The following is a 22,739-nucleotide window of genomic DNA, read 5'->3' as shown; positions in this document are numbered from 1 at the left end:
GCGGATGCGATGATGAACCGCGACGAAACCCAACTGATCGAACGGCTGGTGACGGCCGCGCTGGAACGGCGCGGGGTGGCCCCTGCCCCGGCGGCCGGGCTGAGCCTGGCCGAGGCCGAGGCCATCGCCGCCCGCGCCCAGGCCGCCTCGGTGGCGATGGGCGTGCCGGTGGTGATCGCGGTGGCCGATGCAACCGGCGACCAGATCCTGTTCCACCGGATGGAGGGCAGCCTTCCCGCCAGCGCCGCGCTGGCCCCCGGCAAGGCATGGACAGCCGCGGCCTTCCGCATGGGCACCGACGAGCTTGGCCGTCTGGCGCAACCGGGCGGCATGCTCTTCGGCGTCGAAAGCACCCATGACGGCCGCGTCGTGGCCTTCGGCGGCGGGCTGCCGGTCCGCCGCGGCGGCACCGTGGTCGGCGCGGTCGGCATCAGCGGCGGCACCGTCGACGAGGACATGGCCATCGCGCGTCAGGCCTTGAACGGAATTTCGAACGAATAGGGGCTCGGCCCCGAAGAAGGAGCGGAAAGATGAACGACAAGGATATCAGCGACGCCGTGGCCCAGGTGCTGAGCGGCTATGGCAGCACGGCGGCCGAGGCCGGCCTTCCGCCGGCCAAGCCGAAAAGCGGCGAGCCCATGTCCGACCTCGTGGCCCGGATCCTGGCCGAGTCGAGCTCGGAAGCCCCGGCGGCCGACACCAAGCCCGCCTACGTGCCCGGCTCGAAACGCTGCTGCTGGACGAAATCCGACCCCAATGGCGACCCGATCGACGACATCGTCAACGATCTGGTCTCGCAGGCGCTCGGCGACAAGAAACCCTGCTCGGTCTGCCCGCATTCGGACAGCTCCGAAGGCGTCGCGATCTCGGATGATGAAGCGACCACCCTCGGCGACGGCGTCTTCGCGACCATGGACGAGGCCATCGCGGCGGCCGAACTGGCCCAGCGCCAGTACCTGTTCTGCACCATGGCGGCCCGCAAGCAGTTCATCGACGGCATCCGCGAGGTGATCCTGTCGAATGGCACGCTCGAGCGGATCTCGCATATGGCGGCCGAGGAAACCGGGATGGGCAACCCCGCCCACAAGATCATCAAGAACCGGCTGGCCTGCGAGAAGACCCCCGGCATCGAGGATCTGACCACCGCTGCGGTCAGCGGCGATGACGGGCTGACGCTGGTCGAATACTCGCCCTTCGGCGTGGTCGGTGCGATCACCCCCACCACCAACCCGACCGAGACGATCATCTGCAACTCGATCGGCATGCTGGCGGCCGGCAACTCGGCGGTGTTCAGCGTCCATCCGCGCGCGACCAAGGTCTCGCTGCTGACGATCAAGCTGATCAACCGCAAGCTCGCGACGCTCGGCGCGCCCGCCAACCTGGTGGTGACGGTGCAGACGCCCTCGATCGACAACACCAACGCGATGATGGCCCATCCCAAGGTCCGGATGCTGGTCGCGACCGGCGGCCCGGGCATCGTCAAAACGGTGATGTCGACCGGCAAGAAGGCGATCGGCGCGGGCGCGGGCAACCCGCCGGTGGTGGTCGACGAGACCGCCGATATCGAGAAGGCCGCCCGCGACATCGTCAACGGCTGCAGCTTCGACAACAACCTGCCCTGCATCGCCGAAAAGGAAGTGATCGCGGTCAACCAGATCGCCGACTTCCTGATCTCGGAAATGCAGAAATGCGGGGCCTATCTCATCAAGGACCCGGCGGTCGTCAAACAGCTTGAGGGCGTTGTCATCAACGAGAAGGGCGGGCCGAAAACCTCCTGCGTCGGCAAGAGCGCGGCCCATCTTCTGGGCCTGATCGGCATCACCGTGGGCGACGATGTCAAGGTCATCCTGACCGAGGCCGACAAGGATCATGTCTTCGTCCGCGAAGAGCTGATGATGCCGGTCCTGCCGGTGGTGCGCGCGCCCAGTGTCGACGATGCCATCGATCTGGCGGTCGAGCTGGAAAACGGCAACCGGCACACGGCGATGATGCATTCGACCAACGTGCGCAAGCTGACCAAGATGGCCAAGCTCATCCAGACCACGATCTTCGTCAAGAACGGCCCCTCCTATGCCGGTCTGGCCGTCGGCGGCGAAGGCTACACGACCTTCACCATCGCGGGCCCGACCGGCGAAGGGCTGACCTCGCCCAAATCGTTCGCGCGCAAACGCAAATGCGTGATGGTCGAGGCGCTGAACGTCCGCTGAGCGCGGGCATCGGCAACAGGTGAAAAGAAGAGATCCGGGGAGACGCGACAATGCACATGATGAGGGTCATCAACGCGCCGCAAGAGAATATCATGGATATGCTCACGAGGCGCATTGCTCCGCATACGCGCAAGTGGATCGAGGCCAATCCGATCTCGGCGATCGGCTTTGTCCAGACCTCCGTCCCGGATCTCTTCTATTACGCCGACCTGGCCGGAAAGACGGCCAATGTCTACACGGTCGAGCTTTTCGGCTCCTGCCCGCAGACCACCACCACCCTGGCGGTGCTGGGCGAGACCTCGGCCGTGCGCATGGCGATGGCGGCAATCGAGGCGGCGGCACAACCCGCTGCCTTCTGACCTGCACCGATGAGCAGGTCCCAGGAAATACGGAAGGAACCACGGGATGACCGACATCGACTATTCCTGCGAAGGCACGGTCTTCGACATTCAACGCTATTCGATCCATGACGGGCCCGGGCTCCGCACCATCGTCTTTCTGAAAGGCTGCCCGCTGCGCTGCCGCTGGTGCTCGAACCCCGAAAGCCAGAATCCCGAACCGGAACTCTTCTTCCGCTCGTCAAGCTGCATCAAATGCGGCCAATGCGTGCCGGTCTGCCCGACCCAGGCGCTGGCCCCGACCAATCCAGGCTTTGTCGACCGCTCGAAATGCGTCGAATGCGGCACCTGCACGACGGTCTGCCCGACCCAGGCGCTGAGCATGTCCGGCAAGAAGATGAGCGTGACCCAGGTCATGCAGGAATTGCGCAAGGATGCGATCCACTATCGCCGTTCGGGCGGCGGCGTGACGCTGTCGGGCGGCGAGCCGCTGTTCCAGCACGAATTCGCCAAGCAGCTGCTGATGGCCTGCCACGAACAGGGCTGGAACACCGCGATGGAGACGACGGGCTACACCACGCGCGAGATCGTGCGCGACGTGATCCCCCATGTCGACCATGTGCTGCTCGACATGAAGTCGATCGACCCCGACGCGCATGTCGCCAATACCGGTGTCGACAACCGGATCATCCTGGAAAACGCGCTGTGCATCTCGTCGCTGACCCATACCGTGGTGCGGGTCCCGGTGGTGCCGGGCGTCAATGACAGCATCGAGGCCGCCGAGGCGGTTGCCCGTTTCGCCAAGCTGATGCGGGGCGTCGATACCGTCCATCTGCTGCCCTACCATACCTATGGCGAGAACAAGTACTCGCTGCTCGGCCGCTCCTATCCGATGGGCGACACCCCGAACATGAAACCCGAAACGGTCACGCCTCTGGTCGAGGCCATCGAATCCTTCGGACTGACCTGCGTGGTCGGGGGCTGACCCCGACCGCATCCGACCCTGCACTGAAAGGAGGCGTTGGCCATGACAACCTGCATAAGCTCTGAATCGGTCACCGAAGGTCACCCGGACAAGGTCTGCGACCAGATCTCGGACGCCATCCTCGATGCCTATGTCGCCAAGGACCCGATGGCGCGCGTCGCGGCCGAGGTGCTGGCCTCGGGCAACACCCTGCATATCGCGGGCGAGATCACCTCGACCGCCCATGTGGACGTGTCGGCCGTTGCGCGCGGCGTGCTCCGCCGGATCGGCTATAGCGACCCCGCGCTCGGCTTCGATGCCGAGGGCTGCTTCATCCTGACCGACCTGCACGAACAGTCGCCCGACATCGCCCAGGGCGTGTCGCGCGATGCCGAGATCGGCGCGGGCGATCAGGGCATCTTCTACGGCTTCGCCTGCGACGAGACGCCGACGCTGATGCCCGCCACGATCCATTATGCCCACCGGCTGACCGAAACGCTGGCGGCGGTGCGCCATTCCGGCCGGCTGCCCTGGCTGCGCCCCGACGGCAAGGCGCAGGTCACCTTCGAGATCGGCGCCGATGGCCGGCCGGCGGTGCTGCGCAGTCTGGTGCTTTCGGCCCAGCACGACCCCGAGATCGACCGCGAGGACATGCTGCGCGGCCTGATCGGAGAGGTGATCGCGCCGGTGATGGGCCATTGGCTGCGCGCCGAGACCCGGGTGCTGATCAACCCGACCGGGCGCTTCGTGCTGGGCGGCCCCGCCGCCGATACCGGGCTTACCGGGCGCAAGCTGATGGTCGATACCTATGGCGGCATCGGCCGTCATGGCGGCGGCGCCTTCTCGGGCAAGGATTCGACCAAGGTCGACCGCACGGCGGCCTATATGTGCCGCTATATCGCGAAAAATATCGTTGCGGCACGGATCGCACAAAGTTGTGAAGTGTCGCTCGCATTTGCGATAGGTCAGTTACTTCCCGAGATGGTAGGGATTACCTTACCTTCTGGCTGCGAGGCAGATCCGGACAAGCTTGAAAAAGCGGTCCGGTCGGTCTTCCCGCTTTCGGTAGCGGGAATGATCGAAACCTTGGAGCTTCGTCGGCCGGTCTTTGAAAGAACGGCGGCCTACGGGCATTTTGGGCGGGACACAGAGGGGTTCCCATGGGAGCGGACGGATCGGGCGGTCGCCTTGCAGAAGGCTTTCAACTGAACCCCGAAGCCCACCCGAATTCATACATCAAGAATACACCTTCTCCGCGTGGCGGCGGCGGCGAGACCCTCGAGGCCAAAACCGCCCGCCGCCAGCGCCTTGCCGACCTGATGAGCATCGACATGCTGCAGAAGGTCCAGGACAATTTCAGCGCGGCGGTGGGCGTCGCCATGGTGATCGTCGACCCCGAGGGCGAGCCGGTCACCCGGCCAAGCGGCTTCAGCTCGTTCTGCGACACCATCCGGCACCATCCGAAATGGCGCGAGCGCTGCTATCACTGCGACGCGGTGGGCGGTCGCACGGCGCTTTCGACCGGCGATCCCTCGATCTACAAATGCCATGCGGGCCTCGTCGACTTCGCCGCGCCGATCATCATGCGGGGCGAATATCTGGGGGCGGTGATCTGCGGCCAGGTCAAGATGCGGCCCGGCGAGATGGCCCCCGATCTCATCGATTTCTCGGGGCTCTTCCCGGTCGAGGCGTCCTGGCGCGAAGATCCGCGCCTGATGGCGCTGTACCATGACATCGGCGAGATTTCCTACGGGCGGCTGCGCTCGGCCGCCTATTCGCTGTTCTACATCGCCTCGCATATCGTCGAGGAGAGCTATTCCAGCAGCGTCACCCAGGAGCTTTACGCCAAGAACCTGCGGCTGATGGAGGAATCCAAGCACCGCGCCGAGCTGGAACGCTCGCTCCGCGAGGCCGAATTGCAGGCCCTGTCCTATCAGGTGAACCCGCATTTCCTGTTCAACGTGCTGAACACCATCGGCCGGCTCGCGCTGATCGAGGATGCCGAACAGACCGAAAGCACGGTGCATGCCTTCGCCGACATGATGCGCTACATTCTCAAGAAAAGCGGCACCCAGTTCGTGCCGCTCGCCACCGAGGTCGAGCATGTCCGGAACTACCTGTTCCTGCTGCAGCTGCGGCTGGGCGACCGCTTCAGCTTCTCGATCGACCTGCCCGAGCAGCTGAGCGAGGTGTCCTGCCCGTTCATGGTGCTGCAACCCATCGTCGAGAACTGCATCAACTATGCCGTCGAGCCGCGCGAAAGAGACGGTCTGGTCGAGATCCGCGCCTATCGCGACGGTCAGGACGTGATCGTCGACATCACCGACAATGGCGACGGCATCTCGACCGAACGCCGGATCGAAGTGCTGGCCGGAACCGCCGACCGGCGCGGCCGCAAAAGCATCGGCATTCATAATGTTGACAGCCGCCTCCGGCACTATTTCGGCGACGGCCACGGTCTAGAAATCGTCAGCCCGTTTCGCGACGGACGCGGCACCCTGGTGCGGCTGCGGCTGCCGACCGGCTTCGACGAAGCCACGGCCCAGGCGCGACAGGACTAAGGAACGGACCCCATGTTCGATATCGCTATCATCGAAGACGAGGAGCTGGAGCGCCGCGCCCTGCGCAGCATCCTGGAGAAGAACCTCGACGGCTGCCGGATCGTGGGCGAGGCCCGCAACGGCACCGAGGCAATGGCCCTGATCGACAGCCAGCATATCGACCTGATGCTGGTCGACATCAAGATCCCGCGCCCGACCGGGCTCGAGGTCATCCAGTCGGTGCGCGATCGCGGCCTCGCAACCAAGGTCATGATCCTGACGGCCTATGACTATTTCGAACTCATGCAGAGCGCGATCCACCTCAAGGCCGACAATTTCCTGCTCAAGCCGATCCGCACCGCCGATCTTCTGAAGGCGGTGCGCGAGTGTCTGCCGGAGCATGAGCCGGTGGCGGCGCGCGCCGCCGATGCCTGGACCGTGACCGCCCCCGCGCCCGCGCCGGACTCGATCCGCGCGCCGGAGCCGCCGGTCGCCGACCGTATCGCCGAGCTGGTCGACCAAAGCGCCTATCGCGAATGCCTGGCGCTGGTGCGCCGTCATCTCGAAACGATATACGCCCAGCGCGAGGCCGCGCCCCGCCGCGCCGTGATGGAATTCATGCGCATCATGCTGCAGATGGTCGAACGGCGCGGCTTGGCGCTGCCCGCCACCCTCGCCCGTCATGTCGAAGCGCTCGAAACGCAGCGGCTGGACCTGCACAGCCATTTCCAGGTGCAGGAGATCCTCTGTCAGATCACCGACGTGCTGTTCGAGGCCAACGAATCCGGCGGCGCCCATGCCTCGGACCGGATCCAGGATGTGCTGAACTATATCGAACGCAACCTGCACAAGGGCGTGACGCTGGAGGATGCGGCCGATTTCGCGCAGATCAGCCCCTGCTATCTCAGCCGCCTGTTCCGCAAGGAGATGGACGTGACCTTCATCTCCTACCTCAAGGCCCAGCGCATCGAGCGTGCCAAGCAGCTGTTGCAGGACAGCGACCTGCCCATCACGAACGTCTCTCTCGACCTGTCCTTCCAGGATGCCAACTATTTCGGCAAGGCGTTCAAGAAAGAGGTCGGCCTGTCGCCGTCCGAATATCGCCGCCGTTTCCGCTAGGCCCCGAACTCCGGCCGGCCGAAGCCCCATATGCAGGCGGCGCCCGGCCACAAGCCAGTGCACCGGCCACAGCTCTGATCCACGCCAGTCAGCCGGCACCCTGCAGGCGCAGCTGTATCCCAGTCGAAACGGATATCCACCTAGGCGCTGACCGCCGCGTTTCACCCAAGGCAACCCACGCTCGCCAAAGCCGCCACGCTTGACGCGCAGCTTCCTTCAGCTCAGTCCCCGAGGCTGACCGGCTCTCGCGATGCGCCCGGAGATCTGCCCGGGACCGGCCGGATAAAGTGCTGGCAATCAGGACCTTTGCCGGAAAGGCCATGGACATGCCCAGGCCGGGACAGCAATCGCGGCCTCCCACCGTCATGGCCGCACCCACGGGCGAGCCTTTGTGTCAGACCGCACCCTTCCATCGGAAACCGGGCGCCGGGACGAGGCAACCGCCGGTCCAAGCTTCGGGCGGAGAGCCCCCGATCCGCCGGGGGCCACCAGACATGACACGATCCCGGCAATGCCCGGGCCATCAGCACCGCCTTGATGCCGCTTCCGGGCCCGGCACTGCTGCCGGATGCGGCCCGAACACGGCCTGGACGGGACCGGAACGATCCCGGACCCCGGAGCGCGCGAGGAAAGACCGCGCGCTCCGGGAAACTACGGTTCAAAGGCCGTATTGTTCGCGCGCATAGCCACCGAGCCCGACCGCATCGAGCCTGTCGAGCGGGGCGAGGAAGGTGACCTGGATCACCCCCGGCGCCCGTCCGATCTCGATGGCGCCGTTGATCGTGGCACGGTTGCGGATCTCGGCCACGGAGAGGTCGAGAAGCTTCGCCGCGCGCTCCAGCCCGTTCTCGATGGCGATGTTCAGGTTGGCACCGGTGCCGATCACCGAAACCGGCGCGACCTCTTCAAGCGCATTGACATGCCAGCGCCGCGCCAGCCGCTCGCCCCGCGCCCTCTCGACATCGCTGAAGGGCCGCGCCATCGGCGGCAGGTCCTCGGCCAGCGGGAACAGGACCGGGCCATCGATGGGATAGTCCTTGACCACCTCGACCTGCAGCGTGACGCTGCCCGCCACATCCATGGTGTGGCCCGCGATCTCGCCATCGCCCTGACCGGCATGCATGTCGCCCATGTAAAGCCCGCCGCCCTGGACCTTGACCGGACAGACCAGGATCGCGCCGGGACGAACCGCGTCGATATCCATATGGCCGTCTGTCTTGTGCTCTGCGAGCTCCTCGGGGGTCAGCGCATAGGGATGCGGCGCACCGACCAGGAAGGCGCCGAAATCGCCGGCATTGTGGCTGTCGGGCATCGCCTTCGAGGGGCAGGTGCCGAGCTGGCCGAGGAAGGGCCGCATCCGGACCAGCGCGCCCGGCATGTCCGAGGGCGCATAGACCAGAATCGAATGCTGGTGGCTGGCATCGGGCAGGGCCGCGTAATGGGGCGCGTCACGGGCAATGGCCTCGGCCGCATCGCTCGGCAGGGTGACGCCGACGCTGCGGGTATCGTCGAAGGTAACGGTATAGCCATGCACGATCGAGAAGGGGGTCACCGGATTGCCGCAGACATTGCAGCGCACGGCCTCCTGGCCGATGCCCTCGAGATGGGTCTCGGGCCAGAGCGCATCGCAGGTCGGGCAGCGCGCGGCGACATAGGGATCGCCGAGGCAGAACCCTTCGGGCGAGCTGTCATGGCCCGAGGCAGTCGCCAGCGAGGTCACGGTGACGTCGCGGATGCGGATCGCGATGCCATCGCCGGGCTCTGCGCCCTCGACCGCGACCGGGCGGGTAACCTCATGGCCGCCGCGCAGGCTGGGCGTGATCATCGGTCCCCAGCACCCGGGCGCGGTGTTGGCGATGACCGTCCCGCCATTCTCGACCGGTCCCAGCATCGGCGCATCGGGGTCGAGAACGCTGTTCGTGAACCCGTTGATGATGACACTGCGGCACGCGCCGCCGGTTCTGCTTCCATCGGCCATTTCGGCGTCTCCTTGTTGTTCGCCCGCCGATAGCTAGCAGCCGGAACGAGGCAGTTCCAGCCCTCGCGGGCGCGTCGCGCGCGAGGGCCGGGGTCCTGACCGGCCCCGGCCATCCGGGATCCTCCCCGCCAGACCATCCACCGAGCGGATCCGCCCGGAGACAAGGGCCGGTGCAGAGAACGGGCCGCTGCAGGCAAGGCGGTCAGTATCGCGTCCGGCCGGATTCCGGGTCGCCCACCAATTCGCTGCGGATCTGGGCATAGGTCAGCAGCGTGAAGAACACCGTCCCGCCCAGAATATTCCCCACAAGCGCGGGCAGTACGAAGCCGCCCAGGGCCTCGAACACGCTCATCCCGCCGGAATAGACCATCACCGCCGCCTCGGTCGTCCCCGCGATCACATGCGAGAAATCGGCCAGCGCAATCAGGTAGGTCACCACCACGATCAGGAGCAGTTCGGAATTGCGCGCATTCGGCTTGACCCAGACCAGCGCCGCGATCAGCCAGCCCGCGCCGATGCCCCGGACCGCGGTCTCCCACCAGCCATAGCCCGTGGCGTGATCGGACAGCGCAACCACCGCGGCCCGCAATTCGGGCTCGTAGACCGTCCCGGCATGCAGCACCCAGCCGAAGGCCGCGGCCCCGATCAGGTTGGTGGCCAGCACCAGCGACCAGAGCCGGGCGAGACTGGCGAAAACCCGGGGCCGCGGATCGTCCAGAACCGGGCAGACCGCGGTGATGGTATTCTCGGTGAACAGCTGAAGCTGACCGAGGATGACCAGCACGAAACCCACCGAATACCCGATATTCTCGATCAGCGGCCGCCAGGGCGCGTCGGGCAGATGGGTCCGCAGCAGCGCCTCGGACAAGACCGAGAACCCGATCGCAAGCCCCGCCGTCAGCCCCGACAGCGCCAGGGCCGAGGCCGGGCGGTTGAGCTCATGCGCGCCCTCCCGGCGGATCGACTCGAACAGCGCCAGCGCCCGGATCGGCGCCTTGGCATCGATCGCCTCGAGCTCGTGCTCGGCGATGCGGTCCTCGTATTTCTTCTGCGTGCTGGCGGCCATCGGCCCTCCCCTCGCGGTCCACGGCGCCCGAAGCGGCCCCCTGCCGTCAGCAATTAGCAGGAAGCGCGCTCCGGCCAAGGGGCCGCGTGACCCCGAGCAGAACAACCGCAGCTGCCGGGCCGGGCGGATCTGTCCCCTGTTCGCCGCCCGGGGCCGGGTCTAGGCTCGGCGCCGAGGAGACTGCCCCATGATCCTGGACGACCAGACCGAGGTCACGGCCTTCCTGCGCGCGCAGAAACGCGGGCCGGACCCGCTGCGCGAGATCGAAACCCATATCTCGCGCATCTTCCTGACCGGGGACCGCGCCTGGAAGCTGAAGCGCGCGGTGCGCCTCCCCTATGCCGATTTCTCGACGCCCGAAATCCGGCTCCGGACCTGCGAGAAGGAATTCGCGCTGAACCGGCCGACCGCGCCCGGCATCTATCTGGGCGTGCGGCGGATCACCCGGCAGGCGGACGGGCTTGGCTTCGACGGCGACGGGCCGCTGGTCGATGCCGTGGTCGAGATGGTGCGCTTTTCGCAGGACGACATTCTCGACCGGGTGGCCGAGGCCGGAGACCTGACAGAGGCCGATGCCGAATGCCTGGCCCGGACGGTGGCCGCGATGCATGCCCGGGCCCCGATCCGCCGCCATCCCGGCGGCGCCGCGCGGATGGACGCCGTCCTCGACATCAACCGGGCGGGCTTTGCCACAAGCCGGGTCTTCGCCCCCGCCGAGGTCGCGGCGCTCGACGAGAGCTTTCGCCGTACCTTCCGCCGCGATCGCGGGCAGCTTGACCGGCGCGGCGCGCGCGGGCTGGTCCGGCTGTGCCACGGCGATCTGCATCTGGCCAATATCGTCCGCCATGACGGTCGCCCCGAGCTGTTCGACGCGATCGATTTCAACGACGCGCTGGCCACCGTCGATGTCGCCTATGACCTCGCCTTCCTGCTGATGGATCTGTGGCATCGCGGCCTGCCCGAGATCGCCAACCGCGTGGCCAACCGCTATTTCGACGCCGCGGGGGCCGAGGATGCCCATGGTCTGCTGCCCTTCCTGATGGCGGTCCGGGCCGAGGTCCGGGCCCATGTCACCGCCACCGCCGCCAGCGACGATCCGGCCCGGGCGACACAGGCGCGGGTCTATTTCGATCTCGCCCGAGATTTCCTGACGCCCGCGCCGGGCCGGGTGGTGGTGCTGGGCGGGCTGTCGGGCAGCGGCAAGACAACGCTCGCCGAACGGCTCGCCCCGCATCTGGGCCGCGCCCCGGGCGCGCGCATCGTGGAAAGCGACCGCGCCCGCAAGGCGCTGTTCGGCGTCGAGGCGACCGAGCATCTGCCGCGGGAGGCCTATGCCCCGGGCGTCTCGGACGAGGTCTATGCCCGGATCGCGGCACGAAGCCGGGCGCTGGCAGAGGGCGGCGCCACGGTCATCCTCGGCGCTGTCTTCGACACCGCCGCGCACCGGGCCCAGATCGAAGGCAGGCTTGCCGGGCTTCGGGTCGACACGATCTGGCTCGAGGCCGCGCCCGAGCGGTTGCGCGAGCGGATCGCGACCCGTGGCGAAAGCGCCTCGGATGCCACGCTGGACGTGCTTGAAACACAGCTTGTCCATGGCACCGAAGGGATTTCCTGGCCGCGGATCGATACCAATGGCGGGCTCGAAACGACGCTGGTCCGGCTTCGTGCAGCGCTGAGCTGACACAAGGCAGGCCTGCCCCCCGGTATTCGAGAGCGCCCCGCCCGGTCAGGGATGTGGCTCGGGTCCGATCGCGGGGGCAGAGATCCAGCGCGGCGCGGCGCTTGCGATCGCCAGGCAAGGCGCGCCGATGCTGCACAGGACCAGGGCGTCCAGCCGACCCAGCGCCTCGCCCGGCGCGAGCCCGGCGGCGATCATCGCCGCGAAGGCGTCGCCCACCCCATGCGGCACAGAGCCCCGCCGAAGGGTTCGGAACAGCTCCCGCCGCCCGCCCCGCACCGCCAGAACGCCGGTGGTCTCGGGACCGAGCGGCGGCGAGGTGACCAGCACCTCCGGCGCCAGCGCCGCCGCCGCCCCGGCCGTGGCCTCGAGGTCGGACAATGCGCGCCCGGCAAGCCAGCTCAGTTCGAAATGGTTGGGCGTCATCGTGTCGGCCAGCGGCACCAGCCGCGCGCGGACCGCCTCGGCCACCGCCACAGGCACGTAAAGCCCGCCCGGCGCGTCACCGAGGATCGGGTCGATGACGATCCGGGGCGCAGGCCCGGCCGCACGCAGTTCGGCCACCAGATCGGCAGCGAAAGCGACATGCTCGGGGCTGGGCAGATAGCCGATCAGCACCGCGTCATGACCCGCCAGCAACCCGTTCTCCCGCAGCGCCGCCGTCATCTCGCAGAGTTCACCCGCGGGCAGCGGTCCGCCCGCCGCATGCGGCCAGCCGAGATGGTTCGAGAGCACCACGCTGGGCAGAGCGGTCACCTCATGGCCAAGCGCCTGCAGCACCGCGGTCGCGGCCGAAAGCCCGACATGGCCCGAGGCCACATAGCTGGAAACGATCAGAACCCGCGCCATCGCCAACCTTTCACCTTGCCCGCCGCCCCTGGCGGGTGCCCCTCTATAGACCGGCGGGCGGAGCATGTCGAAACCCCTGTCGTCCGGCGCCAAAGGGCTCCGCAACCGTCAAAACAGTCCCTTACCCCGGCCCGCATTGCCGACAAGGCAGCTTTCATCCCGCAGCTGCGCCCGGACCGCCGAAAGGTTTGGAAAAACTGGCCCATTGCCGCGGAAACGCCGATCGGTCCGGGGGACAGTCATGTTCCGGCTCAGGTTTTACGCAACAGCCCGGCGAGTTCCGTTCCACCGGCCCCTGCCCGACACCGAACGCCGTTCCCCAAAACGGGCAGCCCCTCCGCCAGCATGACCGCCACAGGCGGGATCGGCATCCCGTGCTTCGCCCGAGGAACCGACGAATGGCCTTCGCCCGGACACCAGGCGCCCACCGGGCATGGACCGGATCGACAGGACCCTCGGTCCAGAGCCGCATCCGCGCCGATGCCACGACGGGACCAGTGCCGTGGCGGCACGGCTTCGAGCCTCGGCACGCCGCCTGAGGTACTCCTCACCTGCGCCTCGCAAGGGCCGTCATCTTCGACCCAAATGTCGTCATATGTCACATCAAAACACCTGCTTTCGCCCAGCTGGCCTCTGCGCGGCCGGACGGCACCGCCGCCAAAAGGGGTAACGAACAGGTCATGCAGGACGCCGCCGCCACCACGCGGATCGAGGCAGTCCGGCCCGCCACCCCGAGGCTCTGGCCGAGCATCTGGCCACACTTCTGCACCCGGTTCTGGGCGACGGGCTAGACGGGGCCGCGGCGATGATCGAAGGGCGAAGCCTGCCGCTGGGCGATCCCGGCCGGATCGGTTGTGCCAGCGCGGCGCGGCATTCCCGATTATGCAACCGGGCCACGTATCCCCCATCTCGGCCGCAAAGACGAGGACAGCATCCGGACCGACGAACGGACCAACTCGCGGATGCTGCCGTGCCCGGGCTGCAAGGCCTTTACCCTCCGCCTGCGGGCCCGGTCGGCCGCATGCCGGACGAGACCGGCTCCATCCGCGAGGCGCTGCGTCACGACCCTGCCAAGCGGAATCGCGTCGATCCGATGCCGATGCTTGCCGTAGGCACTGGGGACAGACGCAAGACTGTCGGGGCGCTGTCGCGCAAGGCCGGGGTCACGCCGGGCGATCTCGATAGCGCCCCGGGGCTTCGGACGGGGCAGGAACGCATGCAGGCCGGCGAAAACGCCATGCCGATAATGTTGCACGAGCCCGCCTGAGAGGATGCGCAAGGGGAAAGACAGAAAGAGAAAGGCAGTCAGATGAAGGCCCCCTACGATCTCGATATCCGCGCGATGCCGAAACGCGTCCGGAGGCAGGATAGGGCTCCCGCAGAACGGCCCGCCCCCGACACAACCTCCGGCACAGCCCATGACACGCCCCCCGAGGCGCCGTCGCCCGAAGAGGCGGTGCGCGCCCGGTTCGGCCGCCCCGTACCAGCTCCGGCTCCTGACATCGTCGACGGCACCGCGACCGAGATCCTGCCACAGCCCTCTGAAGACCCGGCGACCATCTCCGCAGCCGCTCGGCCGGGCGGCTCTGCACAGGACGGGCCGCCCGCAGCCATAGCCCCGGCCGATCAGACCCGGCCTGTCGCCGCGTTCCCTCGCAGCAACGCCAGAGGGGCCCCGAACCCGGCCTCCGGTGTTCCGCCCTGCATCGCCCTGATGGGCGAAATCGGTGCGGGCAAGACCACGCTCGCCCATCTGCTGGTCGGCCGACCGCTCATGCCAAGGACGAGCACCGCGACCCGCTTGCCCCCGGGCAGGATCACACACGGCACCGCGCCGCCCTGTCGCGAGGACGATCGCGGCCGAACCGCCCCGGTCGATCTGGCCGATCTGGCCCGCCTCTCGCCCGCCGATACCCGGCTGATCCGGCTCCAGGCCGAGGCCGAAATCCTCCGGCATTGCGATCTCATCGACACCCCCGGCATTTCGGACCCGGAGATAGGTCCGGACGTCTGGGAATACGCGACCGGCCTCGCGGACGGCGTGCTCTGGTGCAGCCATGCACCCGAGGCCTGGCGCCCGTCCGAAGCCGCGATCTGGGACATGTTCGGCCCACGTTTGGGCGGATCGAGCCTGTTGCTGCTGACCCGGTTCGACAGGCTCGCATCCGAACGCGACCGCGAGCGGGTGCTGCGCCGGGTCCGTCGTGAAACCGCCGGGCTGTTCGCGGGCGTCCTGCCGATCGCGCTGACCGAGGCGCTGGAGGCGCCGTCGGGCCGGACCGCTAACGGCGCAGAGGCGCTCGGCCATGCCCTGATGCGGATCCTGCGCGGGCTGGGCGGCAGAACGGGTCAGGACGCGGGGCCGATGCGGCTCGATCCGGCCTGGCGTATCGCCGATCCACCCGATTGCGGCCCACCCGATTGCGGCACTCACGGCACGGTGCGCCCGCGCCGGGTGCGGGTCGATGCAAGCCGCAGCCGCAGCCCGCGTCCGACCGGCACCGAGCCCCCGGTCACGAGCCACACCCGTTCTGAGCGGTCCGGCCCATTGCCGTAGCAGACAGCACGATTTCGGACACACTCCGCGCAGATGCCGTTTACCTTCACCATTCAGGCCCTGCTGCGGGCAATTCCCGGTTGCCGCGCCATCGCATTCGTCGACCTCTCGGCGCGGCTGGTGCTGAAAAGCGAGGCCCAAGAGCCCCTGCCGCAGGACTATTACGATGCGCTCTGTCTCTGCGGCGCCCGGCTTCTGGGCGGCCAGGCCGCGGCCGCCTTGACCGAGGTGTTCGGCATCGACCAGCCGCCCCGTGAGGCCGTGCTCATGCGCAATGGCGGAATCGAGCTTTTCCTGCGGGCGCCCCGCGATCCCTACGAGGCGCTTTGCGCCCTGGTCGGACCGGATACCGGTGTCGAAGCCGCGCTGTCGCAGATGCGCCGGGCCATCGCCGAAATCGTCGAGATCGCGGCGGGCACCGCCCGACACGACACGACACGCGGCGCGGCAGAGGCGGTTGACATGACCGAAATCGCCCCCCTGGCGACCATGCGCGCAAAGCTGAAGCCCCGGCAAGAGGCCCGCGACAGACCCGGGACCGGCGACATCTAAGACCAGCTCGATGCCCTGATGGCCGAAATCTCCGAGACGATCCCGCCGCGCGATATGGCCCTCGGCGACGGCAAGGGGCAGGAGGAGACCCGGCTGCTGGTCGCGCGCCGTCATCTGCTGCGGGTCGGACGGCCACGCCCTGCCGCCCATGCCACGGTGCCGCTGCCGCCCGACATGCAAGGCGACAGGGCCGCGCCGCTCATCGCCGCCTTTCAGGACCGGGTCCGCCGCTTTGTCTCCGCCGCCGCCGATCTGTCGATCACCGCGGCGCGACCGGCCTGCCGGGTCGAGCCGACCGAGCCTGGCTGCCCATCGATGCGCTGCGCGCGATCGCCTGCCATGAAAAGGCCACTTCTGAAAGCCCCGCCCTGTCCGACGCCGACAGGACGGCCGGGGCAGCCCCCGAGGGCGACGACCCGGTCGGCGCCTGCCCGGCCCGGGCCGCCGCCGGGCTCCGGCTTTGCGACGGACGCATCGTCCAGGCGGTGGGCGATCCGGACCTCACCCACAGGCTGACCGGCTGCACCACGCTGGGGCTCGATGCCCAAGCCAGCACCGCCGCCAGACCCAAGACCGCCTGCGCGATCCTACGCGCGCCTCCGCCCGTCGATCTGCTGCTGGTCCGGGTCACCCGCGGCACCGAGACCGCGCTGCTGCTGGCGCCCGGCACCGAGCTGGCCGCAATCGTCGCAGCCTGCCGCCCCGGCGTCCCGCTTGACAGGTCCGGGGCCCCGGATTAACCCCGAATCGTCTTGGTTCGCCCGGCGACGGGCGATGAAAAGGGAACGCGGTGCCGCCTCGGATGGGGCTCATGCCGCGGCTGCCCCCGCAACTGTAAGCGGCGAGCGCGGCTGATCGTGCCACTGGGGATGTTCCCCGGGAAGGCCAGCCAAGCGACGACCCGCAAGCCAGGAGACCTGCCAGGACGATCACCCAGCCGGTCCGCGGGGCGCGCGACGGGCGGCGGCAAATCCGCAGTGGTGACGCTTTCACCGTCTGCGGAAAGCGTTTCTTTCCAAGGGCTTCTCTACAATACGGGCCGCATCGCGGTTCGACAGACCGGAACGGACATGACCAGATCCAGCTTCTGCCTCGGGCTCGGCCTTGCCACCCTCGCGCCCCTCCATGCCCTCGCCGAGGATCTCGACGACAGCCTCCTTCTCGACGAGATCACCGCCAGCGCCAGCCTCACCCCCGTCGCCACCAACCGAACCGGCGCGACGGTCGAGACCCTCGACCGGGACCAGATCGCGGCGGGCGGGCAGAATCTGGGCGAGACCCTCGCCACCCTGCCGGGCGTGTCGTTCTCTCAGAATGGCGGGCTCGGGCAGACCGGCACATTGCGCATCCGAGGGCTCGACAGCGGCTATATCGCGACCCGTATAAACGGCATGGATTTCACCGACCCGACCAACCTTCCGCCCTCGCTGAATTTCGGCACGCTCTCTTCCGGCCTTGCGGACCGCATCGAGGTGCTGAAGGGCGCGCAATCGGCGCTTTACGGTTCGAACGCCATTGCGGGCGTCGTCGACATCACGACATGGCGACCGACGACCCTCGGCACCTCGGGTCAGGCTTCGGTCGAAGCCGGCACCTATGGCACCTATTCGGGCAAGCTCAGCTTCGGTCATATGAGCGAACACGGCGAAATCTCGGCCACCCTCTCCCGCGTGCAGACGGACGGCTTCTCGACCTTGTCGGGCAATGACGAACCCGACGGCTATGACGAGGACGTCATCACGCTGAACGCGGCCTATGACCTGACCGACAGCCTGCGCCTGGGCATCTCGGGGCTTTATTCCGACGGGACGGCCGATTACGACCCGACCCCGACCGGGACCGACCCTGCGATCAGGAGCGACACTACGCGCAGGGGCCTGCGGGCCTATGCCCATTTCGTCCTCGGCTCGGTCGAGAACGAGCTGTCTCTGGCCAGGACCCAGACCGAACGCACCGATCATGGATCGTTCGGGACGAGTCATTGGGACGGCAGCAGCAGGACAATCGGCTATCTCGGATCGACCACTCTGGGCGACCGGACCGACCTGTCCTTCGGCGCCGACTGGAAGCAGGACAAGGCCATTCAGAGCGGAAGCACCGATACCGAGATATCCCGCGCCGCCTTTGCCGAACTCCGACAGGCGGCAACCGACGCGATCGACCTATCGCTGTCGCTGCGCTACGATGATTTTTCCAGCTTCGACGAACAGATGACCGGCCGCGCCGCGCTGGCCTGGCGGATCGGGCCCGACCTGATCTTCCGTACCTCGCTTGGCACCGGCTACCGTGTTCCTTCGCTTTACGAGCTTTACGGCACTTCCGAGGGCGACACGGTCGGGAACCGGGGCCTGAGCCCCGAAACCGGCACGAGCTTCGATATCGGGCTTGAAAAAAGGCTCTCGGGCGAAGGTTTCCTGAAGGCCACCGCCTTCTTCACCGAGATCGAGGACAAGATCGACTGGAACCCCACCCCCCCCACGGGGATCTGCACCTCGGCCTACGGCTGTTACGACAATCTCGACGGCACCACGCGCAGCCAAGGGTTCGAACTGTCAGGCCGCTTCGAGCTGACACCTGCCACCGCGATCTATGGCGCATACACCTATACAGACGCGCGCTGGAAGGGCGACCGCCTCCTGCGCGTGCCGCGTCACGACCTGGGTCTCGGGCTCAGTTCCGAGCTGTCGCCGCGGATCACGACCGATCTTTCCTATCAATACCTCGCCGACCGCCTCGACCCAGGTGGCGCCCTGCCCGACGCAGGCCTGGGCACCGCCCGGATCTCCTACACCCTCGACAGCGGCGCCGAGCTCTATGCCCGGATCGAGAACCTCTTCAACGAAGATTTCTACACCGCGCTCGATTACACCGGCGCCTATCACTACAACACCTCCGGCCGCGCGCTTTATGTGGGCCTGCGTGCCTCCTTCTAGCGCGATCCGCCTCGCCGCGGCCCTGGCCCTTGCCGGGACCGCGGCGCTGGCCGACCCGCCCGGGCGGGTGGTGTCGATGAATCTCTGCACCGACCAGCTTGCCATGCTGGTCGCGCGCCCGGGCCAGCTGGTCTCGGTCAGCGACCTGGCCGCCAACCCGATGAACTCTGCCATGGCCGAGGCCGCCCGCGCCTATCCCGCCAATACCGGCGGCGCCGAGGAAATCTTCCTGATGCGCCCCGATCTGGTGCTGGCCGGCACCTATTCGAACCCGGCAACCCTCGCCATGCTCGAGCGCCTCGGCATCCGGGTGGCGCGGATCGGCCTGACGACACGGCTCGACGAGGTGACCGACCGGCTGCGCCAGACCGGCAGGCTTTTGGGCCGCGAGGCCCGGGCCGAAGCCCTGGCCCGCGCCTTCGAACAGGACCTCGCCCGGCTGTCGCAGAGCGGCCCGCCCCGGCCGCTGGCCGCCTTCTTCTATGCCAACGGCTACACCCAGGGCGAGGGCACGCTTGCGGACGACATCCTCACCCGTGCGGGCTTTGCCAATCTCGCCCGCACCGACCAGGCCGCCCAAGGGCGCCATGGCGGCTTCGATCTCGCGCTCGAGGAACTGGTGATGGCCGATCCCGAGCTGCTGATCCTCTCCCGCCCCTATCCGAAAACCTCGCGCGCCGAGGAGATCCTGGCCCATCCCGCGCTCCGCGCCCTGCCCGCGGCGGCGGCCCCCGCCTTTTCCGGCCCCGACTGGGTCTGCGGCACCCCCTATGCGCTCCGGGCCCTGGCCGAGATGACCCGCCGCCGGGACGCGGGCGCCGCCACCGCGCCCGACTGAGCCCCGATACGCTTGCAGCTTCTTCTTGGGCCAAATACCCATGACGCGACGCCTGCAACCGGCGTCCGGTCGCGACAGGAGCCCCACCGATGACACGCGCACTCATGCTGCAGGGCACAGGCTCGAATGTCGGCAAGTCGCTTCTGGTAGCCGGGCTCTGCCGCGCGGCGCTTCGGCGCGGGCTGTCGGTCGCGCCCTTCAAGCCGCAAAACATGTCGAACAATGCCGCAGTCACCGCCGATGGCGGTGAGATCGGCCGGGCCCAGGCGCTGCAGGCAAGGGCCGCGGGGCTCGAGCCGCTGACCGACATGAACCCGATCCTCCTGAAACCCGAAACCGATACCGGCGCGCAGGTGGTGGTGCAGGGCCGCGCCCGGGGCGCGCTCCGCGCCCGCGCCTTCGCCGCCGAAAAGCCGAAGCTGATGGCCCCGGTACTGGAAAGCTTCCACCGGCTGGCCACCGGACGCGATCTGATCATCGTCGAGGGCGCGGGCAGCCCGGCCGAGGTCAACCTGCGTGCGGGCGACATCGCCAATATGGGCTTTGCCCGCGCGGCAGAGGTGCCGGTGGTGCTGATCGGCGATATCGACCGGGGCGGCGTGATCGCCCAGATCGTCGGCACGCAGGCAGTGCTCGATCCCGGCGATCTGGCCATGGTCCGGGGCTTTGCCATCAACAAGTTCCGCGGCGATCCCCGGCTTTTCGACGACGGCTACCGGCTGATCGAGGCCCGCACCGGCTGGCCCGGCTTCGGCGTCATCCCGTGGTTTCCCGAGGCCTGCCGCCTGCCGGCCGAGGATGCGGTCGATCTGGGCGGCACCGGCCGGGGCAGCTATCACGTCGTCTGCCCGATGCTCTCGCGGATCGCCAATTTCGACGATCTCGACCCGCTCAAGCTGGAACCCGGCATCCGGCTGACCATGGTGCCGCCGGGCCGCGCACTGCCCGGCGATGCCGATCTGGTGATCCTGCCCGGCACCAAGTCGACCCGGGGCGATCTGGCCTTCCTGCGCGATCAGGGCTGGGACATCGACCTTGCCGCGCATCTGCGCCGCGGCGGGCGGGTGCTGGGGCTCTGCGGCGGCTACCAGATGCTCGGCCGCCGCATCGCCGATCCGGAGGGGCTCGAAGGCCCGCCGGGCGTGACCGAGGGTCTTGGCCTGCTCGATGTCGAGACGGTGATGCATGCCGACAAGACCCTGACCCGGATCGAGGCCAGCCATGCCGCGACCGGCGCCGCGTTTTCGGGCTACGAGATCCATATCGGCGCGACCGACGGGCCCGACCGCGCGCGGCCCTTCGCCCATATCGGCGACCGCCCCGAGGGCGCGATCTCGGCCGACGGGCGGGTCGCGGGCAGCTATCTGCACGGGCTGTTTTCCGAGGATGGCTTCCGCCGCGCCTGGCTCGGGCGGCTGGGCGCCGAGACCGGCCCCGAGGGCTATGACGCCAAGGTCGAGGCCACGCTCGACGCGCTGGCCCTCCATCTTGAAACCCATCTCGATATCGACGCGCTTTTCGCCCTCGCCGGAGAGCTCCCCGCATCCTGATCCCAAGGGCAACCGCGCCAGCCCGCGCCCCACTTTCAGTGTCAAGGCGGAGATCCCGGCTTGTCGCGGCACGACCGCCGGCAATAAAGCGCCCCCCCGGCTCTGGTCCCGTGGGAGACTAATCACCTGTGCCGGGCTTGACGGGCGATGCCGGCTGTCCACCGGCGATCTGGCGCAGGCCGCGCAGCCGCTCGATCTGGCACCAACTCAATCGCACTGCGCCTTCGTGCTGGACGCGCCGGTGGTCGCGATGGGACCGGAGGACGCCCGAGAGATGACCCCACGCCTCGGGCATCCGAAGCACGCGGCGTGCGAGCCTTATGGTCAAGCATGACATGGAGGCCATCTACCGGATTGCCGACCGGATCAGCGTGCAGGCTTAGGGAGGGCTTATAGCCAGCGGTCAGGTCAGAGCTATGCGCACCGATCCGGCGGTTCAGCATATCCATCCGGATACCTCGCCGCAGGCGTGCTACCGGCGCCAATGCAAGCGACGACAGCCGCCCCGGCCATTTGGCGGCCATGTCGGGGCACGTCTGGACCACGATCCGGCCGCTGAATCGCTCAGGCCTCCGACTGGCCGACAGATCGCGCGGCGCACCGGGCAGCGCAGCCGCACGCGCCCGTGCCTCAGCCCGAACGGCGCCGCACGAACCGCCCGTCCGGGCCGAGATGGATGCCGCATTCGGTCTTGTCGGGATTGTCGGCCCAGCGCCCGGCCCGCGCATCCTCGCCCGGCCGGACCGGACGGGTGCAGGGCGCGCAGCCGACCGACCGGAACCCCCGGCCCTCCAGCGGATGGCGCGGCAGATCATGGGCGGCGAAATAGGCCTCGAGATCGGCGCGGCTCCAGAAAGCCAGCGGATTGACCTTGAGATGCGTCCCGTCGCGCTCGATCGCGGGCAGGGCCGCGCGGGTCGCGCCCTGGTAGCGCTTGCGCCCCGAGATCCAGGTGTCGACCCCCGCCAGCGCATCCGCCAGCGGAAAGGTCTTGCGCAGCAGGCAGCACATGTTCGGATCGCGCTCCGCCAGCCGGTGATCGGGATCCTCGGCCGCGATGGCGGCAGGATCGGGCCGGACCTCGACCAGATTGAGGTCGAGCAGACGGACCAGCCGGTCGCGATAGGCCAGCGTCTCGTCGAAATGCCGTCCGGTATCGATGAAGAGCACCTCGATCCGCGGCAGGATCCGGGTGACATGATGCAGCAAGACCGCGCTTTCGGTGCCGAAGGACGAGACCAGCGCGCGCGTTCCGAGCCGCGGATCGTGCAGGAGCCCCACCATGTCGACATGGCCGAGATCGGGCATGTGATCGGCCTGCAGCGCCTCGAGGACGCGGTCCGTGCCGCCCGGCGGCCATGAGCTGCCGGGGTCGGAAGACGCGTCAGAAACGGGATCGGACATCGGAACATTCCCTCCTGCGGCGATCTTTCCGCCCTAGCATTCGCGTTCGGCCGGGAAAACCCGGACCGGGGCGACCGGCGATCCGTTGCCGCCACGGCGGGACTTTCCGCAACGCCCTGACATGCGCCTGTCACATTTGCGGGCAGAAGATCGCCGCACTGGCCAA

19 protein-coding genes and 1 riboswitch are annotated in these 22,739 nt (G+C 68.1%); of the genes, 15 read left to right on the top strand and 4 right to left on the bottom strand.

Features of this window, described 5'->3' with window-relative positions; genetic code table 11:
- Positions 1–9 precede the first annotated feature (9 nt).
- The 7 genes from A6W98_RS06810 (at position 10) to A6W98_RS06780 (ending at position 7,168) form a co-directional block, all read left to right on the top strand.
- A complete protein-coding gene (locus A6W98_RS06810; protein WP_231098385.1) occupies positions 10–501 on the top strand; it encodes a GlcG/HbpS family heme-binding protein in 492 nt (163 codons plus the stop codon).
- 29 nt (positions 502–530) lie between these two features.
- A complete protein-coding gene (locus A6W98_RS06805) occupies positions 531–2,207 on the top strand; it encodes an aldehyde dehydrogenase family protein (protein WP_042459516.1) in 1,677 nt (558 codons plus the stop codon).
- Between the two features lie 92 nt (positions 2,208–2,299).
- Positions 2,300–2,566: a BMC domain-containing protein gene (locus A6W98_RS06800; RefSeq protein WP_231098384.1), complete on the top strand. Its 267-nt coding sequence runs from the start codon at positions 2,300–2,302 to the stop codon at positions 2,564–2,566.
- Between the two features lie 46 nt (positions 2,567–2,612).
- Positions 2,613–3,530: a glycyl-radical enzyme activating protein gene (locus tag A6W98_RS06795; protein ID WP_042459513.1), complete on the top strand. Its 918-nt coding sequence runs from the start codon at positions 2,613–2,615 to the stop codon at positions 3,528–3,530.
- Positions 3,531–3,572: 42 nt separating this feature from the next.
- Positions 3,573–4,718, top strand: a complete 1,146-nt coding sequence (metK, locus tag A6W98_RS06790; RefSeq protein ID WP_042459510.1) for a methionine adenosyltransferase — start codon at positions 3,573–3,575, stop codon at positions 4,716–4,718.
- Positions 4,670–6,070 carry a sensor histidine kinase gene (locus A6W98_RS06785; protein WP_247904419.1) on the top strand — a complete coding sequence of 467 codons (1,401 nt, stop codon included), beginning with the start codon at positions 4,670–4,672 and terminating at the stop codon, positions 6,068–6,070. The genes metK and A6W98_RS06785 overlap by 49 nt, the downstream gene beginning before the upstream one ends.
- Before the next feature lie 12 nt (positions 6,071–6,082).
- Complete coding sequence (locus A6W98_RS06780) at positions 6,083–7,168, top strand: response regulator (RefSeq protein ID WP_042459507.1); 1,086 nt, start codon at positions 6,083–6,085, stop codon at positions 7,166–7,168.
- A 658-nt stretch (positions 7,169–7,826) separates the two neighbouring features.
- Here the strand turns inward: A6W98_RS06780 and A6W98_RS06775 are convergent.
- Together A6W98_RS06775 and A6W98_RS06770 are read right to left on the bottom strand one after the other, a co-directional pair.
- Positions 7,827–9,146 (bottom strand): acetamidase/formamidase family protein, encoded by a 1,320-nt coding sequence (locus tag A6W98_RS06775; protein ID WP_042459504.1) that lies wholly within the window; start codon positions 9,144–9,146, stop codon positions 7,827–7,829.
- Between the two features lie 202 nt (positions 9,147–9,348).
- The gene (locus A6W98_RS06770) at positions 9,349–10,212 is read right to left on the bottom strand and encodes a formate/nitrite transporter family protein (protein ID WP_042459501.1); all 864 of its coding nucleotides are present in this window, start codon (positions 10,210–10,212) and stop codon (positions 9,349–9,351) included.
- Between the two features lie 187 nt (positions 10,213–10,399).
- Here A6W98_RS06770 and A6W98_RS06765 point away from each other — a divergent pair, with 187 nt between their 5' ends.
- On the top strand, positions 10,400–11,893 hold the full coding sequence (locus A6W98_RS06765; RefSeq protein WP_042459498.1) for a bifunctional aminoglycoside phosphotransferase/ATP-binding protein: 1,494 nt from the start codon (positions 10,400–10,402) through the stop codon (positions 11,891–11,893).
- Positions 11,894–11,938: 45 nt separating this feature from the next.
- Here A6W98_RS06765 and A6W98_RS06760 read toward each other — a convergent pair whose 3' ends face one another.
- Complete coding sequence (locus A6W98_RS06760) at positions 11,939–12,739, bottom strand: pyridoxal kinase (protein WP_052677953.1); 801 nt, start codon at positions 12,737–12,739, stop codon at positions 11,939–11,941.
- 1,021 nt (positions 12,740–13,760) lie between these two features.
- Between A6W98_RS06760 and A6W98_RS06755 the strand changes: the two genes are divergently transcribed.
- The 7 genes from A6W98_RS06755 (at position 13,761) to A6W98_RS06720 (ending at position 21,169) form a co-directional block, all read left to right on the top strand.
- On the top strand, positions 13,761–14,006 hold the full coding sequence (locus tag A6W98_RS06755) for a hypothetical protein (RefSeq protein WP_042459495.1): 246 nt from the start codon (positions 13,761–13,763) through the stop codon (positions 14,004–14,006).
- A gap of 42 nt (positions 14,007–14,048) precedes the next feature.
- Positions 14,049–15,296, top strand: coding sequence for a hypothetical protein (locus A6W98_RS06750; protein WP_155734739.1), 1,248 nt, complete (start codon positions 14,049–14,051; stop codon positions 15,294–15,296).
- A 33-nt stretch (positions 15,297–15,329) separates the two neighbouring features.
- The gene (locus A6W98_RS06745) at positions 15,330–15,848 is read left to right on the top strand and encodes a hypothetical protein (RefSeq protein ID WP_042459492.1); all 519 of its coding nucleotides are present in this window, start codon (positions 15,330–15,332) and stop codon (positions 15,846–15,848) included.
- Positions 15,849–16,333: 485 nt separating this feature from the next.
- Complete coding sequence (locus A6W98_RS06735; protein WP_042459486.1) at positions 16,334–16,588, top strand: hypothetical protein; 255 nt, start codon at positions 16,334–16,336, stop codon at positions 16,586–16,588.
- Positions 16,585–16,787, top strand: a riboswitch (cobalamin riboswitch). It overlaps the preceding gene by 4 nt.
- 131 nt (positions 16,788–16,918) lie before the next feature.
- On the top strand, positions 16,919–18,781 hold the full coding sequence (locus tag A6W98_RS06730; protein WP_042459483.1) for a TonB-dependent receptor plug domain-containing protein: 1,863 nt from the start codon (positions 16,919–16,921) through the stop codon (positions 18,779–18,781).
- Positions 18,756–19,619 (top strand): ABC transporter substrate-binding protein, encoded by an 864-nt coding sequence (locus tag A6W98_RS06725; protein ID WP_042459480.1) that lies wholly within the window; start codon positions 18,756–18,758, stop codon positions 19,617–19,619. Before A6W98_RS06730 ends, A6W98_RS06725 begins: the two co-directional genes overlap by 26 nt.
- An 89-nt stretch (positions 19,620–19,708) precedes the next feature.
- The gene (locus A6W98_RS06720; protein ID WP_042459478.1) at positions 19,709–21,169 is read left to right on the top strand and encodes a cobyric acid synthase; all 1,461 of its coding nucleotides are present in this window, start codon (positions 19,709–19,711) and stop codon (positions 21,167–21,169) included.
- A 630-nt stretch (positions 21,170–21,799) separates the two neighbouring features.
- Here the strand turns inward: A6W98_RS06720 and A6W98_RS06715 are convergent.
- On the bottom strand, positions 21,800–22,573 hold the full coding sequence (locus tag A6W98_RS06715) for a phosphoadenylyl-sulfate reductase (RefSeq protein ID WP_168161818.1): 774 nt from the start codon (positions 22,571–22,573) through the stop codon (positions 21,800–21,802).
- Between the last annotated feature and the right edge of the window lie 166 nt (positions 22,574–22,739).

Origin of the sequence: Rhodovulum sulfidophilum DSM 1374, from assembly GCF_001633165.1 — a bacterium.
In the GTDB taxonomy this organism is placed as follows: domain Bacteria; phylum Pseudomonadota; class Alphaproteobacteria; order Rhodobacterales; family Rhodobacteraceae; genus Rhodovulum; species Rhodovulum sulfidophilum.
This window is presented reverse-complemented; position numbering and strand designations above follow the sequence as displayed.

Excerpts from the sequence above, each read along its gene's own strand:
- A6W98_RS06805 (WP_042459516.1), top strand. The coding sequence starts at position 531 with ATGAACGACAAGGATATCAGCGACGCCGTGGCCCAGGTGCTGAGCGGC.
- A6W98_RS06795 (WP_042459513.1), top strand. The coding sequence starts at position 2,613 with ATGACCGACATCGACTATTCCTGCGAAGGCACGGTCTTCGACATTCAA.
- A6W98_RS06750 (WP_155734739.1), top strand. The coding sequence starts at position 14,049 with ATGAAGGCCCCCTACGATCTCGATATCCGCGCGATGCCGAAACGCGTC.
- A6W98_RS06780 (WP_042459507.1), top strand. The coding sequence starts at position 6,083 with ATGTTCGATATCGCTATCATCGAAGACGAGGAGCTGGAGCGCCGCGCC.
- A6W98_RS06775 (WP_042459504.1), bottom strand. The coding sequence starts at position 9,146 with ATGGCCGATGGAAGCAGAACCGGCGGCGCGTGCCGCAGTGTCATCATC.
- A6W98_RS06715 (WP_168161818.1), bottom strand. The coding sequence starts at position 22,573 with ATGTCCGATCCCGTTTCTGACGCGTCTTCCGACCCCGGCAGCTCATGG.
- A6W98_RS06730 (WP_042459483.1), top strand. The coding sequence starts at position 16,919 with ATGACCAGATCCAGCTTCTGCCTCGGGCTCGGCCTTGCCACCCTCGCG.
- A6W98_RS06810 (WP_231098385.1), top strand. The coding sequence starts at position 10 with ATGATGAACCGCGACGAAACCCAACTGATCGAACGGCTGGTGACGGCC.
- A6W98_RS06765 (WP_042459498.1), top strand. The coding sequence starts at position 10,400 with ATGATCCTGGACGACCAGACCGAGGTCACGGCCTTCCTGCGCGCGCAG.
- A6W98_RS06770 (WP_042459501.1), bottom strand. The coding sequence starts at position 10,212 with ATGGCCGCCAGCACGCAGAAGAAATACGAGGACCGCATCGCCGAGCAC.
- metK (WP_042459510.1), top strand. The coding sequence starts at position 3,573 with ATGACAACCTGCATAAGCTCTGAATCGGTCACCGAAGGTCACCCGGAC.
- A6W98_RS06785 (WP_247904419.1), top strand. The coding sequence starts at position 4,670 with ATGGGAGCGGACGGATCGGGCGGTCGCCTTGCAGAAGGCTTTCAACTG.
- A6W98_RS06745 (WP_042459492.1), top strand. The coding sequence starts at position 15,330 with ATGCCGTTTACCTTCACCATTCAGGCCCTGCTGCGGGCAATTCCCGGT.
- A6W98_RS06720 (WP_042459478.1), top strand. The coding sequence starts at position 19,709 with ATGACACGCGCACTCATGCTGCAGGGCACAGGCTCGAATGTCGGCAAG.
- A6W98_RS06725 (WP_042459480.1), top strand. The coding sequence starts at position 18,756 with ATGTGGGCCTGCGTGCCTCCTTCTAGCGCGATCCGCCTCGCCGCGGCC.
- A6W98_RS06755 (WP_042459495.1), top strand. The coding sequence starts at position 13,761 with ATGCCGGACGAGACCGGCTCCATCCGCGAGGCGCTGCGTCACGACCCT.
- A6W98_RS06760 (WP_052677953.1), bottom strand. The coding sequence starts at position 12,739 with ATGGCGCGGGTTCTGATCGTTTCCAGCTATGTGGCCTCGGGCCATGTC.
- A6W98_RS06800 (WP_231098384.1), top strand. The coding sequence starts at position 2,300 with ATGGATATGCTCACGAGGCGCATTGCTCCGCATACGCGCAAGTGGATC.